Origin of the sequence: Lewinella sp. LCG006, assembly GCF_040784935.1 — a bacterium.
GTDB lineage: Bacteria > Bacteroidota > Bacteroidia > Chitinophagales > Saprospiraceae > Lewinella.
Genome location: NZ_CP160680.1, coordinates 7148604 through 7166999, shown reverse-complemented (window position 1 = coordinate 7166999; position 18396 = coordinate 7148604). Strand labels below are relative to the sequence as shown.

17 protein-coding genes are annotated in these 18396 nt (G+C 47.0%); 9 read left to right on the top strand and 8 right to left on the bottom strand.

Features of this window, described 5'->3' with window-relative positions:
* Together AB0L18_RS26315 and AB0L18_RS26310 are read right to left on the bottom strand one after the other, a co-directional pair.
* Positions 1 to 372, bottom strand: a complete 372-nt coding sequence (locus tag AB0L18_RS26315) for a hypothetical protein (RefSeq protein WP_367390305.1) — start codon at positions 370 to 372, stop codon at positions 1 to 3.
* A 147-nt stretch (positions 373 to 519) separates the two neighbouring features.
* Entirely contained in the window at positions 520 to 1713 is a 1194-nt protein-coding gene (locus AB0L18_RS26310) for an amidohydrolase family protein (protein ID WP_367390304.1), read from the bottom strand.
* A 249-nt stretch (positions 1714 to 1962) separates the two neighbouring features.
* Between AB0L18_RS26310 and AB0L18_RS26305 the strand changes: the two genes are divergently transcribed.
* Positions 1963 to 3606, top strand: a complete 1644-nt coding sequence (locus tag AB0L18_RS26305; RefSeq protein WP_367390303.1) for a hypothetical protein — start codon at positions 1963 to 1965, stop codon at positions 3604 to 3606.
* A gap of 8 nt (positions 3607 to 3614) precedes the next feature.
* Here AB0L18_RS26305 and AB0L18_RS26300 read toward each other — a convergent pair whose 3' ends face one another.
* Positions 3615 to 5144 (bottom strand): flavin-containing monooxygenase, encoded by a 1530-nt coding sequence (locus AB0L18_RS26300; RefSeq protein WP_367390302.1) that lies wholly within the window; start codon positions 5142 to 5144, stop codon positions 3615 to 3617.
* A gap of 187 nt (positions 5145 to 5331) precedes the next feature.
* Here AB0L18_RS26300 and AB0L18_RS26295 point away from each other — a divergent pair, with 187 nt between their 5' ends.
* From AB0L18_RS26295 to AB0L18_RS26275, 5 genes are all read left to right on the top strand, one after another.
* Positions 5332 to 6666, top strand: coding sequence for a DNA recombination protein RmuC (locus AB0L18_RS26295; protein WP_367390301.1), 1335 nt, complete (start codon positions 5332 to 5334; stop codon positions 6664 to 6666).
* A gap of 40 nt (positions 6667 to 6706) precedes the next feature.
* Positions 6707 to 7957 (top strand): M43 family zinc metalloprotease, encoded by a 1251-nt coding sequence (locus AB0L18_RS26290; protein WP_367390300.1) that lies wholly within the window; start codon positions 6707 to 6709, stop codon positions 7955 to 7957.
* A 48-nt stretch (positions 7958 to 8005) separates the two neighbouring features.
* Entirely contained in the window at positions 8006 to 8743 is a 738-nt protein-coding gene (locus tag AB0L18_RS26285; RefSeq protein WP_367390299.1) for a DUF6438 domain-containing protein, read from the top strand.
* A 5-nt stretch (positions 8744 to 8748) separates the two neighbouring features.
* Positions 8749 to 9180, top strand: coding sequence for a YciI family protein (locus AB0L18_RS26280; RefSeq protein WP_367390298.1), 432 nt, complete (start codon positions 8749 to 8751; stop codon positions 9178 to 9180).
* A 565-nt stretch (positions 9181 to 9745) separates the two neighbouring features.
* Positions 9746 to 12643 (top strand): zinc-dependent metalloprotease, encoded by a 2898-nt coding sequence (locus AB0L18_RS26275; RefSeq protein WP_367390297.1) that lies wholly within the window; start codon positions 9746 to 9748, stop codon positions 12641 to 12643.
* A gap of 38 nt (positions 12644 to 12681) precedes the next feature.
* Here the strand turns inward: AB0L18_RS26275 and AB0L18_RS26270 are convergent, their stop codons facing one another.
* Complete coding sequence (locus tag AB0L18_RS26270) at positions 12682 to 13914, bottom strand: sugar MFS transporter (RefSeq protein ID WP_367390296.1); 1233 nt, start codon at positions 13912 to 13914, stop codon at positions 12682 to 12684.
* Positions 13915 to 14141: 227 nt separating this feature from the next.
* On the opposite strand from AB0L18_RS26270, the gene AB0L18_RS26265 reads away from it, so the two are divergent.
* Positions 14142 to 14582, top strand: coding sequence for a nuclear transport factor 2 family protein (locus tag AB0L18_RS26265; protein WP_367390295.1), 441 nt, complete (start codon positions 14142 to 14144; stop codon positions 14580 to 14582).
* A gap of 137 nt (positions 14583 to 14719) precedes the next feature.
* Here AB0L18_RS26265 and AB0L18_RS26260 read toward each other — a convergent pair whose 3' ends face one another.
* Both AB0L18_RS26260 and AB0L18_RS26255 read right to left on the bottom strand, forming a co-directional pair.
* Complete coding sequence (locus AB0L18_RS26260) at positions 14720 to 16000, bottom strand: NAD(P)/FAD-dependent oxidoreductase (RefSeq protein ID WP_367390294.1); 1281 nt, start codon at positions 15998 to 16000, stop codon at positions 14720 to 14722.
* A gap of 10 nt (positions 16001 to 16010) precedes the next feature.
* Positions 16011 to 16781, bottom strand: coding sequence for a deoxynucleoside kinase (locus AB0L18_RS26255; protein ID WP_367390293.1), 771 nt, complete (start codon positions 16779 to 16781; stop codon positions 16011 to 16013).
* A gap of 98 nt (positions 16782 to 16879) precedes the next feature.
* Between AB0L18_RS26255 and AB0L18_RS26250 the strand changes: the two genes are divergently transcribed.
* Complete coding sequence (locus AB0L18_RS26250; protein WP_367390292.1) at positions 16880 to 17353, top strand: hypothetical protein; 474 nt, start codon at positions 16880 to 16882, stop codon at positions 17351 to 17353.
* Positions 17354 to 17431: 78 nt separating this feature from the next.
* On the opposite strand, the gene AB0L18_RS26245 is transcribed toward AB0L18_RS26250, so the two are convergent.
* Both AB0L18_RS26245 and AB0L18_RS26240 read right to left on the bottom strand, forming a co-directional pair.
* Positions 17432 to 17566 carry a hypothetical protein gene (locus AB0L18_RS26245; RefSeq protein WP_367390291.1) on the bottom strand — a complete coding sequence of 45 codons (135 nt, stop codon included), beginning with the start codon at positions 17564 to 17566 and terminating at the stop codon, positions 17432 to 17434.
* A 70-nt stretch (positions 17567 to 17636) separates the two neighbouring features.
* Positions 17637 to 17834, bottom strand: coding sequence for a hypothetical protein (locus tag AB0L18_RS26240; protein ID WP_367390290.1), 198 nt, complete (start codon positions 17832 to 17834; stop codon positions 17637 to 17639).
* 73 nt (positions 17835 to 17907) lie between these two features.
* Between AB0L18_RS26240 and AB0L18_RS26235 the strand changes: the two genes are divergently transcribed.
* Complete coding sequence (locus AB0L18_RS26235; RefSeq protein ID WP_367390289.1) at positions 17908 to 18363, top strand: pyridoxamine 5'-phosphate oxidase family protein; 456 nt, start codon at positions 17908 to 17910, stop codon at positions 18361 to 18363.
* Positions 18364 to 18396 lie beyond the last annotated feature (33 nt).

Sequence of the window (18396 nt, the reverse complement as noted above, 5' to 3'; positions counted from 1 at the left end):
CTACTGTTTGGTACCAGACTTTTTTCTGATGTCAATTTCAAGCTCCTTCTCTGCTACTTCTATCAACGTCTTAAGGCCCGATATTTTTAGCCGCGCAGCAACTAATTCAGCTTCCAGTGCCTTAACATCAAGCTGACTGTATCCATCATCGCTATTTTCCGACAACAACTCTTTCTCAATATCTGATGCCATTCTTTCCGACTGCTCCGTTTTTACATACCACTTTACGAACTCCTTCACAACTCCTCCATTGCGAAGACCATAAACTTCCGCACCAACGGAATAACTGAATTTGCCAGCAAGGTAATCTTGCGCTACCTTACGTTTCAAGGTTTTACTGTAACGGCGATTGCCATTCTTTATTTGTTTCACAATTTAATGGTTTTTGACCATCTTTTGTGTAAACCTATTTCAGGACAAGACAGTGCCTATGTGATTAAAAAAACTTATACACCCTTTATACTCCCTCATATGTTCAAAAAAAACTATCTAAGGTCCCATATCTGGTTCAAAAGGCGATTACACCAACCTTGTAACCCCCGTCTGCGCCACAAAACGGAAATCCGCTGGCCCATTCCCTTCTAGTCCAGTCAATAGGTTAAGCCCTGGCGTTTTACCTACCTCAATACTGCCTAGATCCTGATCAAATTGCAGGGCCTCCGCACCGTTGAGGGTCGCCCACTGGATCAGCGTAGAGAAGGGGACATAACTCTGAAAACGATGGATGGTCTTGAGTTCTTCCAAAACGGATAATTGCCAGTTGGAGGTCAGGCTGTCTGTCCCAATGGTCATTTTAGCGTTAGCATCTAGGAAGTGCTGGTAATTGGGTAGGCGGTTCTCAATGTAGAGGTTGGCATTGGCACAAGTTGCCCAGTAAGCGCCGTTTTGGGCCCAAGCTTGCGCAGCGGCAATGTCTTCAGGCGTGGTGAGGGTATTGTGGACAAACAAGGCCCGGCAGCGCGGATCCATGTGATCCATAGCATAGTGGATGGCTGTTTTTCCTGTTGCCGAAAACAAGTCCAACGGAATTTTGAAGCCATCATAAAAATCCAGAAAGTCGCCTGTTTTGTATTCAAAAAGCTCATTCTCCGGCGGTGTTTCCTGATTGTGGATACTTACGGTGCCTTGTCCTTGGTTGAGCTCATTGAGGCGACGAAATAATTCTTTGGAGACAGAATAAGGCGCATGTGGCACTGCCGAACGCCGATTGCCGCCACCTTGTGCTTGCCCTTCATAAACAGGGAAGTTATTGGCTACACATTGTTCTGCCGCCGCGTCTTGCAGGAAGTCGAACATTTCCACGAAAGTGTAATACCTAATCAAACTGGCCTCTTTACGGACCGCAGTGTCTAGTTTATTGGAAATATCTCCCACGGCAACAATCCCGCCATCGTACATTTCTTGATCGGCTTGGTCAATGGCAGCAAGGATTTCTTCCTGGGGCATGTCCCGAAACTGAACCACATTGGTAATAAAGGGAATTAACTTCGTCCCCGTAGCGACTTTCCCTTTCATATGCGACAACTCCAAGTGACAGTGGGTGTTGATAAAGCCGGGGATCAATACTCCTCTATGAGATTCGACACTAGCAGGATCGTGTTGGTTCAGTGGATCGATACTCATTATTTTACCATCATGATCTACAACGATCACCTGGTGCTGCATTGGGGCACCTGAGGCAGTGAATATATAATCGGCAGTTAGTTTACGCATGGTAGCAGGTATTGGGTGGCGTTAGAGGACAGTCGGTTCAAAGTGCCGCAAGATAAGCAACCATCGATTTCTAACAAAAGATAACGACAAAGGGACAGAATTTAACATCCTTTTAAGTGGCTTTCTGACCATTCGCGCGTTGTTTAGTATATTGGTGCATCAAGATCATGATGCAGCGACCCGATTTCGCGAATTTTGACAATAAGAACTCAGCCCCTAAAACTAAAAGTCTACTTAATCCAACGTATCATGGACCCTAATGCCACCCTGGCCAATATCCGTAAGCTTATAGCTGAAGCAAAGAATGAAGAAGCTGCCGAGCGTTTACTCGAGTATCTAAATCAGGATCCCGAACCAGTAAGTAGCTGGCGGGATACGGTAAGCAATTTGCTAGCCCAATACAAGCGCGTGAAGCTGCAACAACAGCGCAATACCATCAGCTTCGACGAAGCACGCCGCGCGGTCAATCAAATTACTGATGGTCTGCTCGCTAGTCTTGCGAGTATTGAAGAAGGCCTCCCAGCACCCAGCCTTAAAACTACCGAAAGTGGAACGAACACTAGTAGCCCGCCCTGGATGGTTATCGGCGTGGTCGCAGCCTTGGTGTTGGCTACGGCTTCCTTTTTTATGCTTCGTGGGGTTTTTCAAAATAATAACAATACCGCCCCCACTCCAATCGTGGTAGACCAAGGGGAATCCGAAGAAGGTAAATGCCCGCCTTACGAGGCTGATTCTGAGTTTAATATTATGGTCTTGCCTTTTCAGCCTCTTGATGGGAAACTTACTCCGATTGAACGCTCCCTCCGGATTCGTTTGGCCACTGAAATGGAGAAATATGGGCTAAAGGGTTCCGTATTTACCAAGAAAATCGATGTCTTTTCCGATGAGTATCCGCTTACCAGTAGCCAGGCTTCCATTATTGGTTTGCCTTGCAAAGCACAGTTGATCATTTGGGGAACCACCGAAGAAGACAGAAACGGTAATGATATCGTGACCACCAAATTCCGTTTTATCGAAAACAGTCATTTTTCTCTCACCGATTTTGAAATCAATAATGAAGCTACCGTTGATACCATAAGTAGCTTGTCGAGTATTGCCACTAGTGCAGAATTGACAGAAGAAATCGAAATGACTATTCAACTGATTCTTGGTCTGGTAGCTCACGAAACAGACAACCACGAAGTAGCAGCTTCGACCTTGGAAAAAGTGATCGAAGAACGGGGTGGGGTAGCGGCCAACCCCAAATGGGGCCTTATTCAGGCAGATAGCTACATCAAAACCGGCCAGGAAGAACGAGCCATTGAAGTGTACCGCGAAATGCTGAAAACCGATACTACGAACGTGCAAGCCCTGCTCCAAAAAGGCTTATTGGAATACCGTACGGGCCATAATGATGTAGCCCACGACGATTTGACCAGAGCACTGGAACAAGATCCAGAAAACACCAAAGCACTTACCGCCCGTGCCGCTGTGAGCGTGAAACGCAATGATCTCAACCAGGCTCGCCATGATTTGGATCTTTTGGACAAAACTGCTGATAAGAGTATCGCTACCCAAGTGATCCGAAAAAAATACGATGAGCGTCACCTGGAAGAACAAGCGAAAATAGCTACTGCCAATACGCAAATTCAGCAAAACCCCAAAGACACCTCTGCCCTGCGTATCAAAGCACAAGCTGCACAAAATCTGGGGGATTTTTCTACGGCCAGAAAGACGGCCTCCAACCTTTTGGAAATTGACCCCAACAACCTCGCGGCCATCAAAACACTACAGTCGGTCATGGCCAAAGTGCCTGATAGCAATGCAGTCCGCCGCCAATTGGAGATCGCTATCCCTCGCCTCAATCCCGAAGAATTGAAGCAGGTAAGGGCGCTAATTCCTCCGCGTAACTAGTTTTGAAATCATTCGTACTGCAAAGCCTCGTCGGCAAGATCGCCAAAGCGTAGCGAAACCAGGTCCTTGAAGTAGTTTTGGTGTACTTTCCACGGGCCACCTGATCCCTGTTTTGGTAAGTCGTTCAGTGCGCGCTGTACGTAGCCCGCACTCAGGTCCAGGAGCGGCTCCGAGTCGTAGGTGCTGGCATCAAAGCGGGGCGTACACACTTGGTAATTGTGCTCCTTCATATAGTTGAGCAATCGACAAATATACTGGCAGTTCAGGTCGCATTTCAAGGTCCACGAGGCATTGGTATAGCCAATGGCCAGACCCAGGTTGGGCAGATCACTCAGCATTACCCCCCGATAGGCGTGTAGTTTTGCCAGGTCTTGCGCTTCCCCGCCTACCTTGTATTGAATGCCGCCCAGGATCTGGATTTTCAAGCCTGTAGCGGCTACCACGAGGTCAGCCTTGAGTTGTGTACCCGATTGCAGCTCCAGTCCTTCTGGGGTAAAGGTTTTTATCTGATCGGTGATTATTTGTGCTTTCCCTTCGCGTAAGCTGTGAAACAAATCACCATCAGGCACCAGGCACAGTCGCTGATCCCACGGCCCGTAGGGAGGGTCAAAGTGCTCAATGGCAATATCGGGCCCCAGTTCCTTGCGGGCGGCTTTTTGCAAAAAGCGTTTGATGGTATTTGGCCAGCGTTGTGAAACTTGGTAAAAGAGGAGACCAACAGTGATGTTCTTCCAGCGGGCCAAGGTATGCGCCCAGCTTTTGGGCAGGAATTTCTTTAGTTGATTGGCCACCCAGTCTTCACTGGGCAAGTTCATGATATAGGTTGGTGTACGTTGTAGCATGGTCACCGATTTGGCCTGTTTGGCCAGTTCAGGCACCAAAGTCACCGCTGTAGCACCACTACCAATCACCACCACATCTTTGTCGCAATAATCCAGGTCTTCCGGCCACTGCTGGGGGTGTATGAGCTGGCCTTGGTACTGATTTACACCCGGAAAATCAGGCAAATAACCCTGGTCGTAACGGTAGTAACCACTGCAAATAAATAGAAAATTACAAGTGTAGCTGACCTCCTTTGTTCCATTTGCTGTACGAGCTGTAATGCGCCAGTTTTTCTCATCGCTGTTCCAATCCGCCGTGCTTACCCGGTGGTCGTACCTGATCTTTTTATCGATGTCAAATGCTTCAGCGGTGCTTTTGATGTAGGCCAAAATCGAAGGGCCATCTGCAATAGCTTTTGGGTCTTTCCACGGACTGAAAGAATACCCCAGCGTGTACATGTCTGAGTCGGAGCGAATACCAGGATAACGAAACAAATCCCAGGTGCCGCCCATGCTTTCCCTGGCTTCCAAGATCGTGAAGTCATGATCAGGGCACTTGTCCTGAAGATGGTAAGCCGCGCCAATACCCGAAAGCCCAGCTCCTACAATAATGACCTTAAAATGTACGGTATCAGACATGTAAGCGAATGAATTTTGGGTGAGTAGAATATCGTACAAGGTACGTGGTACTTGGTGGAATTTCGAATTTGGAACCATCAAAGTCCCTTTACCCTCTACTTGGTACCTGATTAGTAATTCTCTTTTGGACGCCGTCCTTGCGGTCCCCTCACTGCGTTCGGGTCTTCCAGGCAGCTTGCCTATTTGGGTGCAATAAAAGTTTAAATATCATTTTATTTAAAACATTTTGTAAATTGCCCTGTGGTTAACCTTGAATACTAAGAGCATGGCGGATCCTATATTACTGGCTTTTCTGTTTTTGATCATCGGGCTACTACTAGGCTTTGTGCTTGGTTACTGGTGGCAACGATTGAAAGTCAGTAATGACTATGTTTCCAGCGATCAAATTGCAGTTACTTATGTCCCCAAAGCGGTTCACGAAGCACTGCTGGAACAAGCCGATGTATTACAGGCCAACCTCCACGAAAAAACGGAAACCGAGCGCGATCTTTCTGCAGCTCTGGCTACCGAAAGAACACGCTTGGAATACCTTCAAGAAAAACTAGCGGCACAGCTCCAGGAGATGCAGGAATTGCAGCAGACCAACCGCCTGGCCTTCGAGTCGATGGCCAACCGCCTCCTTGAGGAGAAAAGCAAGAAGTTTACAGAACAAAATCACAATCAACTCCAGCATCTGCTGGATCCCCTGAAGGAAAAAATCAAAACCTTCGAAGACAATATTGAGCGCCGTTATCTGGAAGAAACCCGTGATCGTGTAAGCCTGAAAAAAGAAATTGAGCAACTGCGCGATCTCAACCAACAACTCAGTCTTGATGCCAGCAACCTTACCGCCGCCCTCAAAGGCGATAACAAAACCCAGGGCGACTGGGGAGAGGTGCAGCTAGAACTCTTGCTCGAAAAGGCTGGCTTGCAAAAAGAAGTGCACTATCGCACGCAATCCTCCTTCCGTGATCAGGAAGGCAAACTCAAACGGCCCGATTTTATCATCAACTTACCGGAAAACAAACACCTGGTGATCGACTGCAAAGTTTCACTTACGGCTTACGATCGCTATTGCAGCGCCGAAGATGATACCCAGCGGGCCACCGCGTTGAAATTGCATCTCGAAAGTGTTCGTGCCCACATCAAAGGTCTGAGCAAGAAGAAGTACCAGGATTTGTATCAAATCAATTCCCCGGATTACTTGCTCTTGTTTATTCCCATTGAGCCCGCTTTTGCCCTGGCCGTACAGCAAGACCAGCGCTTGTTTCTTGATGCGTTGGATGATAACATCGTTATGGTCACCAATTCCACACTTCTGGCTACCATGCGTACGGTTTCCTACATTTGGAAACAAGAGAAACAGCAACGCAGTGTACAGGAAATAGCGCGCCAAAGCGGCCAGTTGTACGATAAGTTCGTTAACTTCGTAGAAGACCTCCAACTGGTAGGCCAGCGCCTGGACAGCGTACACAACGCCTATTCGGCGGCCATGTACAAGCTCTCCGAAGGTAAGCGTTACAACCAGACCTTGGTCGGACGTGCCGAAAAGCTACGAAAACTAGGTGCTCGTACCTCCAAGCAACTGCCCGAAGCTATGCGCCAGGAAGAGGAAGAATAAGCTGCACTTTCGTCGAATGTCCAGCTAAAACTTCAATATTATGATTAACGCGCAATTCACGACCAAACTCTTCTTCTTACTTCTCCTGCTTTCCTTTCATCTTACGGCCCAAGATTGGTGCGCCAGCCGCGCTACAACCCCCTCCCCAAGCGTGGAAGTAGCTGCTGCTCCATTGACGACCATCACCATTCCGGTAGTGGTGCATAATGTTTACTACAATGATGCTCAAAGGCTTACGGAGGCCCAAATCAACTCCCAGATAGCAGTGCTCAATGAAGATTTTAGGGCCGCAAATGCTGACTTAGATAATGGGAATGGAGTCATTAATTGGTACCAAAATAAGTTTGCGGACATGGAGATCAATTTTGTCCTGGCTGACCAAGACCCTTTGGGGAATCCGCATTCCGGGATCATTTTCACGCCTACTTCGGTGGAAGGCATTGGCAATGATTTTACCGAGGGGCGCCGCAATCTTTGTTATGATGAGCTGGGAGGAAGCTCAGCCTGGTGTACCGATTGCTACCTCAATATCTGGGTGGCCGACCTTGATTTCAATGGTGTTGCCGGGATTGGTATTTTCCCTACAGAGATAGCGAGTGGTGAAGTACCTCGCGCCGAAGACGGCGTTTATATCCAGTATGATCGCTTTGGTAGGGGGGGGACTGCTACTGCACCTTATGATTTGGGGCGTACTTGCACCCACGAGATTGGCCACTATCTTAATCTGTTGCACCCGTGGGGCAATGTGACTCCTCCGCCGAATTGTAATCCTGGTGTCTGTTGCCCTGACCCCGTCTACGATGATTTGGTGGCCGATACGGAAAAGCAAACCCAGACCTACGCAGGAACCTGCCCGAGTGGATTCCAGGATAGCTGCCCGGGTAATGGCGGGCCAGATAATTACCAGAATTTTATGGGGTTTGTAGATGATGCCTGTGCAGTGATGTTTACCCAAGGGCAAAAAGACCGTGTATGGGAAGCCCTGCAAACCTACCGCCCGGGATTATTGAACGCCGAATGTATTGCGCAGTGTGTGGTAGGAACTAAGGAACCACAGCAGGTTGATAATTTGTTTAAGCTGTTGTCTTCTATTAATGGTGAATTGACCTTGGAGGCTTTAGCCCCAGATTTGGATTGGGTGCTTTACAATGTATTGGGGCAGGAGCTTGCCTCTTGGAAAACTGAGCTTTCGGGTGGTTTTACCCAGCGGGTACCCGGTGCCGTTTCCGGAATTCATTTTTTAGTCGCGAAGAAGGGCGAACTTTGGCAGGTGAGGAAGGTATTGTTATAAATCTCCAAAAATGTTTATCATTGCACACAAACAAAAGTTTCCCTGATTATGCGTAAGCTACACTTCCTTATCCTGGCCGCCGGTGCATTTATTTTTCTGGCGGCAACCTGCCGACCATTGACGACCAAAGACCTGGACCAGCTTGATCCCCGGATTGAAATGTTCAAAGGCCCTTGCTTTGGTAGTTGTCCAGTGTATAAACTTACTATTTATGAAGGTGGTGTTGTGGCTTATGAAGGCCAGCAGTTTACCAATCGGATTGGTTTGCACACGAAATTATTGGATCAGACGACTTATCGCAATTTGATCAAAGACTTCGAGTCATCCAATTTTTGGAATTTTCAGAATGCTTATAAAGCCCAAATTCCGGATTTGGCGACGGTAACCATTTCCTTCCATGATGGCGAGCAGTCAAAGTCGGTGAAAGGTAAGGACGGGCGCCCTGCAAAGATTATGGAACTGGAAGAAAAACTCACGGCCATCGCGGAAAGTGGTGGTTGGGAGAAACAAGCGGCAGGTAGCAACTACGGGATGCCTGAGAACGTCATTGCGGATGAGCTATTGGTAAACTTGTCGTCGGAAGTAGATCCAAACGTTTGGATTATTCAGTTTGCTAAACAGGATTTGCAGATCGTTAAACGGCTCGCCCCAAATAGTCCTTATTGGTTGTTTCGATTTAATCCTGAGCGAATCAACCCGGAAGAAATGCTAGGATTAGTAAGGCGGAATGAATATGTGTTGAGTGCGGAGTTTAATAAAACAATGAATCTTTCACCACGAAATTGACCATCATGAGATTATTTGTTCTGCTCCTTTTCGTACTGTTTGGCCTTGAAGGCAATAGGCTTCAAGCCCAATCTATGCCCATCGATACCGTAGGTTTTCAGACGTTCAGCCATCAGTCTGGTGATACTACTTATTTGATGAAGCAGTATTTTATGTGCTTTTTGAAAGTGGGCCCACGCCGTGACCAGGACGAAGCCACTGCCGCAAAAATTCAAGAAGGGCATCTTGCACATCTGGCAGAACTAGGTCGGCAGCGGAAAATTTGTCTGGCGGGGCCATTTGCCGATGATAGTGGTATTCAGGGTGTTGTCATCTATTCTACTCCCACTTACGAAGAAGCGGTAAAACTCGCGAGTCAAGATCCCGCGGTGCTTGCTGGTCGACTGGTGGTGGAAATTCACCCGTTTTGGGCTGCGGTGGGGGCACAGTTGTTCTGAGATGGACTTTCGACAAGCGATACGGCTCACTTCGCGTTTTCAAATCCTAATACTTTCTACTTTTAATCTTTTTACGGCATCCGGTGAATGCGAAAGTCCAGCTTAGATGATTTGTTAGGCTTGATTCATTAGAAATAAATTTATAATAAAATTTTATATATGGTATTTTTTACCTTATCTTAGTCGTAGACATTTAACAATACCACATCATCTATTACACCCATCTGCACTATTGTGCATCTGGCTTTCTAAAGGAATGAACCCTGTTCATTAGTTTTCGCGTAAGAACAACAAACACACTCCCACAGTAGTGGTGCAGCAAAGGTCAAGGTCTTTGCTCATCGCTTTTTTAACGGACACTTTCAACAGCACATCTTTTTGGCGTCTTTGATGGGGTACTGCTTTTGTGCAGTACTGTTGTCATGGCTTTTTCAGTAACTGTCTAACTAAAAATGATAATGAATTAATGAACTGTTATCCGCAGCGATAACGGCTGTTCTCTTGTATTAAACACTATCAACAGCACAAGGCGACTTTTCGATTTTACACATGAAAGAAAATTACTATGAGAAGCCTAACTTGTGCCAACAAGCTTGTACTGCTATTGTTGTTTGTGGCGCCATCGCTATTATTAGGGCAAAATTGGGAGCGTTTTTCAGGAACAACAGTAGTGCTTGAAACTACGGAATTGAATAAGTATTTCAGCAACTACCACCTGGTGCAGTTGCCGGCCGAGGAGATCAATAATTATGTTCAGCGTGCAGGTAATGATATTCAGATGGATTGGTTTTTTCCAAATGGGATGAATTGGTCCTTGCGTTTAGTGCCCGCTCCGGTGCGTACACCTTCCTTTTCTTTGGCTCTACTCACCCCTGGAGGAAGACGGCAGGAACGACTGCCCGATAATCGTGTAACTACTTTTCGGGGCGTCGAGGGGAGCAGAGATATTCGCCTGACCATTAACGATGATTTTATTTATGGATATGTTGATCTGGGAGAGGAACTATGGTACATAGAGCCGCTTAAGCGTTTTGTAGCAAATGCCGAGTCAACGACTTACCTGATTTACAGGACAATGGATGTACTGCCACAAACCGATCTGCGGTGTGGTCAAACAGAAACTGCTCGCCTAGGTAATGAAGTGGCCGGTGGCGCCAGGGGCGGATGTGTGGAGGTAGACTTGGCCATTGCTGCAGATTATTCAATGCTAGCGCATTATGGTTCTGTCGGGGCGGTATTGGCCCAACTGGAAGGAGTGCTGAACAATGTCAATGGCAATTTTGACGATGATTTTTCCCAGGGTGTTTACCTCCGTATTTCAGAATTGGTGATGCCGCTGGTGACAGAGAGTGACCCCTGGTACAGTGGAGAAGAAGCCCTGCCGCTACTAGAGAGTTTCAAAGCGTGGAGCCTGGCGGGTGGTTTTCAGGAGGAGCATGACTTGGGGCAATTTTGGTCGCGGCGCAACTATCAGAGCTCAGGTAGTGGCAGTGTGATTGGGCTGGCTTACGTGGGGACTTTTTGTAGTGAAAATGGTTATCACATTTTGGAGGACTTTACAGGTAGTGCAGGTTACCTGAGAGTGATGACCGCCCATGAGATAGGACACAATTTTGGCTGTAGCCACAATTATACCGGTGCGCAAATCGAATGTTATACAACAAATCGTCCACCCTATATTATGGATCCTACGGTGAACCTGGCTACGGAATGGTCGCGGGGAGATTGGGCTTTTTGTGAAATCAATGCTGCGAGTATTGTAGATAATTATCTTGCTAATAATGATTGCCTTTCCGCTTGTTCGACAGTTTGCCAGCCCGTTGATGATTTGGTGGCTACGATTGATGCTTCGGAGCCAGCCCTCCACCTTGAGTGGTCACCTAGTGGAGGGGCAAATTGGGAAGTGTTGCTCACCAATATGACCTCTGGCAAGACGGATACCTTTGCCTGTGGTGAACCGGCGCTTTCGCTTACCGAAGAAATAGACCTTTGTACCGTTTACCGTGCGCGCGTAATACATACTTGTAATGATGAGATGATGAGTTCTCCCGTGCTGATAGATTTTGGTACGGAGGACAGTTCTAAAATAACCTTGGAAGAATGCCGAACGACGCATTGTGAGCTGAGTAACAACACCTATACCCTAAATTTGAAGGTCAGTTTTGAGACGATTGCTGAAGAGGGGTTCACCGTTTTGGTAGGAGAACAGGCTTTTCCACAGGATTATGGAATGAGCCCGCAGGAGATAGTTATCCCCAATTTGCCCGTGACCACAGCACCGAGTGTAACCGTAAAAGTGGTTCCTAATAGCAATGGTTATGTATCCTGTGGTCAGGTTACTTCCTACCGACCGCCAGCACCAGCGTGCCGGATCGTTGTAGAAGAAAATTTTGATGATTGCAGCCTGCCTGTAGGCTGGCAATGCCTGAGCGAATACGCATCTGGTGCTCAATGGTTGACGGGTGATACTACGCGTGAGACATCCAACTTTGGAGGGATTCCCAATACCATCAATGGGAGTTGTATGCTCTATTTTGATGATGATGTACTGGGCCCTTATCAGGAAAACACGGGCGTAGCTTATTTGTATTCTAACGTTTACGATTTTGCGAATTATGAGTCGGTTGAGCTGGCTTTGGTGTACAATTTCAATGCCTACTACTCCAATGCTTATTCAGCCTTTACCATTGATGTTTACGATGGGACGAGTTGGGTCAATGTTCTAAATGATGCGACCACCAGCGGGTGCTTACCAAGTAGTGCTTGGGAAGTGTCTTGTCTTACTCATTACCAAGGGGATCTCAGCTTGTACGCTAATGCCAATTTTCAAATCCGCTTTGGTTACCATGATGGTGGCCAATGGGCCGAGTTTGTGGCCTTGGATGATTTTCGATTGGAAGCAGTAAAAAGCCTGTCGGTATTACCCGTAGAGTGGGGCGCTTTCACCGCAAAAGCGGTAGGAAAGGAGGTTCGTCTGGATTGGACCACGGAACAAGAATATAGTAATAGGGGCTTTTATATTGAGCGCTCCGGTGATGGTCGAGATTTTCACGAATTGGCTTTTGTGGCGAGTAGTGGGGACCATAACCAATTACAATCATATTTCCATTTTGATACGTATCCTCTGCCTGGAACCAGCTATTATCGCTTGCGGCAGGAAGATCTTGACGGGAGCTTTACTTACAGCGAAGTAAGGGAGGTAAACCTGCTTGATCTGTCTGTAGATTGGCAGGTGTACCCTAATCCGGTAGGCGCTGATGGTCAGCTAAAAGTGAGTTGGTTACAGGTGGAGGACTTTACTAGTACGCTGGAATTGCTCTCTGCAACAGGGCAGCGGGTGCGCCAGTTTCAGTTGAGTGCCAGTCCTGGATGGACTTCTACCACGATTAATCTGGCGGGCTTGCCAGTGGGGGTTTACTTTTTACGTCATCAGGATGGTAGTGTGAAGCGTGTGGTTATTTAGGGACGTAAGGCGGACCGCCACTACGTCCCTAAATGATTTTACACCCCTTGAGCAGCCTTCTCTTTGTCAGTAAGGTTTTTCAAAATAAATAGCATAAGAAACAAGATGGCCATAGGGATGAGGGTGTAGCTAAAGGCTGTCTCTGCCCCCACTTCTTTGAAAAGGATGCCAATGAGGCGGGAGCCCAGCGTGCCGCCAATGGCCGAGAAGATGATGATGAGGCCGGACATGGGACTGTGCAGTTTTTTGGGCAAGGCGCTCAGTACTACAGAGTTGAGTAGAGGGTAGATAGGTGCGATGAACAAGCCTACCAAAGGAAAAGCATAACCGATGGGGGGAATATCGGCCAGGGTTTGGACGATACCGATATCTGCACTTACGGCTCTGGGCAGGACAAAATAGACCATGGCCATCGCACCAATGAGACAACCGCTAAGAACGATGATCCAGGAAACGCGTTGGGTGAGTACACCTGCCATGATACGGCCAATGCCTAGGGAAATAGCAAGGATACTGGCCATAATGATAGCGAGGTTTTCGGGGAGTTCGAGTACCCGATTGTTGAACGTAGGGAGCCAGGTCATGATACCCTGCTCAATCATAACAAAAAGGAAGGCACTGATGACAAAAACGATGACGAGCAAGCGGCTGATCAGGCTGATCATGGCCATGAAGTCTTCTTTAAGATCGGAGCCAGGTATTTCATAATTTTCCTCAAATTTTGCGAAGTACAAAAAGAGGAAAGAGAGGATGGACAGTCCAGCCAATAGCCAATAAACATTGAGCCAGGCATTGGGCTGACCTTCCGTGTTGAAAGCTGGAAAGAGGAAATAGGCCAAGGCAATACCAAACATGAAGACCCCTTCAATATTGCTCATCAGGCTGTTGTGGGCTTTTTCACCATCGGTGACAAGACCAATGACGGAATAGACGGATACCTTGATCAGCGCAAAAGATACCCCTACAGAGGCAAAGAGCATCTTGGCCGACCAGAAGGAATTGCCAAAATACATACTGATACAAGCTACGGTGACGATGAAAAGAGCGGCAAGCATGGCCTTTTTGTAGCCAATACGAGGGAGGAAGGAAGCCACAAGGAAGGAGACTATAGCGATGGGAAGGTCTTTGAAGAGCTCTAGGGTACTGGCCGCTACTTCGTCTACGCCATAGACGTTTTGGGATTTGAGAATGACGATGCCGACACTGTTGAGCAGGATGGCAAAAACAAAATAATTGATGAACAGCGATAGTTTGATGGCCTTGTCTTGCATGTTGATTTTCGTTTGTAAAGGTAGTCGTTTTGTAAACCGTGGCTTAAGATAGGATTTTCCGAGAAATCGGTATCTTTCCGGCTGGCTTATGGGATGTTTTTATTTTGAACCACATTAGGCACATAAGGATTTGTTAGAACCATACGAGGGATTATAAGGGAATTCAAGAGGGACTTCGCAGAGGGAGGTGTTTTTTTATCACATAGACACATAGTTTTAATAATAAGATGATGAAGCAAGTTGATTTTTCTAGATGTCTTACCTTATTGATCGTGCTTTTAGCGCCTTTAGGGACTTTACTAGCACAAGAGCAGGCGGTTTTCGCGGCGGAAGCAGTCCGGTTCAAGGCCCAGGTAGCAAAAGATGGTCTGGCCTTACAGACCTTATTGGATGATGATCTTTACTATTTGCATTCCAACGGCCTGGTAGAAAATAAGCAGGATTTTATCACCAGCGTCAACGGCGGAAAGATTGTCTACCAGCAAATGACAGCTACGGATCACCGTATCCGCCTTTACGGCAAAACAGCTGTAGTGTATGGCTTGGTAAAGGTTGCGGGAGCGTACCAGGGGGAGCCCTTTGATATTAGCTTGTACTATACCTCGGTGTACCGCAAAAAGCGTGGAAAATGGTTGCTGATGAATTGGCAGTCGACGAAGAAACTTTAGGGGAAGTCGGAAGTGGGAACGCGGAAGTCGGAATTAAAGAGATACACGAAGATAAGGAGGAACACAGGCCCCCTGGCAGCTATCAAATACTTCCGACTTCCCACTTCCGATTTCCGACTTTGAAAATCCCGACTTCTCTACTTCTCCCTCGCCTTAGCCCTAATAATCAACCTCAGCCCTTGGTCATAAGTAAGGTAATTCCAGACCCAGTTGAGGAAGACGAATACCTTGTTTTTGGTGCCCAGAATAGCAAACAAGTGGACCAGAAGCCAAACGGCCCAGGCAGGAAACCCCTGGAAACTGAGTTTTGGGAGATCCACGACGGCGCGATTGCGACCGACGGTAGCCATGGAGCCCTTGTCGTTGTAAGTGAAAGGTTCCCATTCCTGGCCTTTGAGCTGGCGTTGGAGGTTTTTGGCCAGATTGACGCCTTGTTGGATAGCTACTTGAGCTACTTGTGGATGGCCTTGGGGAAACGCTTCCTCCTCCATGTAGGCGATATCGCCAATGGCGTAAATATTGGAGGTATCTTTGACTTTGGAAAAGCGGTCGACGGCGAGGCGGCGACCGTAGGTGAGGGCACTTTCGGGAATGCCCGGGATGGTGTTGCCCTGGATGCCAGCGGCCCAGATGACCTTGTTGCTGCGGATTTTTTCGCCATCGCTCAGGTAGGCATACTCGCCGTCGTAGTTATTGACGCGGGTATCGAGGCGTACTTCTACGCCCAGGTCTTTGAGGTAGGCCAGCGACTTTTCGGAGGATTCTTCCGACATGCCCTTCAAGAGTTGTGGCGCACTTTGGATGAGGTAGATGTCGATCTCATTGCAGTTTAGCTCGGGGTAATCCTTAGGCATGATGTACTTCTTCATCTCGGCCAGTGCTCCTGCCAGTTCTACACCTGTAGGCCCACCACCCACAATGACAATATCAATATAGCCCTGGCGCTCATCGTAATCGGTGGTGGTGAGTGCTTTTTCGTAATCCGATAAAATGGAGTTACGTAAGTAAAGTGCCTCACTTACGGATTTCATAGACAAGGTGTTGCGTTCTACTTCTTCGTTGCCGTAATAGTTGGTATCGGCACCAATACCTATCAGCAGGTGGTCGTAATTGCAGTGCCCCAGAGAAGTGATGACCCGGTTGTTTTCCGGCTCGATGGAGAGCACTTCGGTTACCCGGATGAAGACATTGTTGTGTTTGCGAAAGAGCTTACGAAAGGGGAAAGCGATAGAGCTGGGTTCTAGCCCAGCCATAGCGACTTGGTAAAACAAAGGTTGAAATTGGTGGTAGTTGTTTTTATCCAAAAGTACCACCTGGTAATTAGCTTTCGCGAGTTGGCGGGCGGCGGCCAGTCCGGCAAAACCACCTCCAATGATGACGACGCGTTTCTGGGGACTTTCGGGGATGTTGATTTTCATAGCTTGGAGCCTAGCTCAGTTTTTTGGGTATCAAATCCTCGGCCTGGAGTTGGTGCATGCCCGTAGGGAAGGATTGTTGTAGTAATTGTACGATCGACTGGTAATGCTCAGGATTTTGCACAAAGTCTATAGATTGAACATCCAGGATGACAATTGGGATGTCTTTGACGGTGCGAAAATAATCGAAATAAGCCTGTTGGATGCGTAGCAGGTAATTGGGGTCCATTTGTTGCTCGTAATCCCGCCCGCGCTTTTTGATATTGTCCATTAATTTCTCCACGGGCTGGTGCAAATACAGCAGTAAGTCTGGTTTTGGGAAATTAGTACTCAAAATATTGAACAGCCGCTGAAAGAGGCGGAATTCTTCACTTTTGAGGGTGTTTCGAGCAAAAAGGAGGGTTTTTATAAAGATATAATCGGAAATGATCCCTTTATCGAACAATTGAGGTTGGCTCAGTTCTTCCTGTAATTGCTTATGCCGTTCGGTCATAAAAAACAGCTCGACCGGAAAAGCGTAGCGTTCCGCATTTTCATAGAAGAAGGGCAGAAAGGGATTGTCCGCGAATTCTTCGAGGATCAGCCTCCGGTTGAAGTCTTGTGACAACATAGTGGAAAGGGTGGTTTTACCCGCGCCAATATTACCTTCAATGACAATAAAAGGGTGGGGGATGGCCGCTTCCTGCATAGTGGTCAATGCTTTCTGATGATTGTGAGCGGCTAAGATCGTAAGTTTGCCAGGGAATGAGAAGTTTGGAAGCAAAAATGATAATTTCGTTGTCACGCTTTTTCAAAGCCGTAACTTTTACGCCAGATTGAATACCCTACGTTTACACCCTTCCAGATTTACACTTTTCCAACAAACCAGCAAACCAAATCCTCATGAAGATGATAGGACTAATTGTTGTTGTATTATTAATGGTCACTCTTTGGTGGGCTGGCTATTCCGACTGGCATCTAAATCGCAACCAGCACAACCTGCTCCCTATGGGCCAGTTGGTACAAGTCGTGGGAACGACCTACCAGGATAGTAATGGCCGGAGATGGGAGTTGCAGCCCGCGAGTAAAAATATTTTTCACCAACCAGATGAGACTCCGGTAAGTTTGCCCAACTTGCCCTATCCCAATCTGGCAGGCGCACCCATAGCGGATGCTATGAATCCAAACCTAAAATTCTTATCGCCCACTGGTAAAGGTGGTTCGTATGAGGCGATCATGCAGCCCAACGGCGATTATCTGGTGGAGGCCCCAAAAATGGGCACTTACAATTACGGTCACCCCAGCGGCATTTGGGGCAGTCTGAAGCACGTTGTGTTGGACGTTGCTCCGCATTTTATTTGTGGGGATTATTGGTAGGGGGGGCAAATGATCTCTCCTCCAATTTAGCTGCAATTTTAGCCTCTTCTACCAAGGAATGATTATTAAGTATTTGATCTAATTCAACATCGCTTTTTCTGGAAAATCTTTGCTTATAACCATCAATTTTAGACCTTTTTCTGGACGTTTCAAGTTCTTTGATTGAGCATTACTTTTTTCTTGTATTGGCTCACCAAGAATTTGATTCTCCATTTGTTCGTATATAATGAGATTGTCTAACCATTCTAATCCTCCAAAGCTAGCCTTTTAATTTTCTTGCCTTTTATTTCTGAATTATTATTGCATGGCTTTTCGGAAAAACACCAACTGGATCGAAACCGAGTTCAAAACAACCATTTTTGTGATAGTGCATAATGTCAGGAAGTCCACGGTCATCTGTAAAATGGTCATTCCGAACAACAACGTTTCTGATAATTTCCCATTCTAAGGCAAAAGAATCGCGATATCCAATAATTCTCATATGCTTAATCTTTTCTAGATTCTAATTTCTGAAATTACGTATTTATCCCTAAAAATTAAAGCAAATCCTAATCATGCCGCTAACCCCAAAAATCAAAACCTCCATTACCAAGAGCGTCCTCTGCTGGCTAGCGACGACTGATGGTGATGGCCAACCCAATGTATCCCCCAAGGAAATATTTACCTTCTGGGGCGACGATCAGCTCATCATTGCGAATATCGCCTCCCCTCAAACGGTGAAGAATATTCGGCAGCAGCCGATGGTCGCTGTGAGCTTTATTGATATCCTGGTGCAGAAAGGCTACCAGTTGAAAGGTAAGGCTCGGATTGTTGACAAGGGAGATACTGATTTTGCCGAGTTGGCTGCACCGCTGGAGGTCATGACGGACGGAAAGTTTCCGTTTGCGACGCTGACGTTGATAAAGATTGAGCAGGTAAAACCAATTATTGCGCCGCGCTATTTATTGTATCCAGAAACCACGGAGGAGCAGCAGATCAGGGCTGCGCGTGAGCAGTATGGAGTTGGATGAAGCTTGATTTGAATCATATAAGTTCATAAAAGA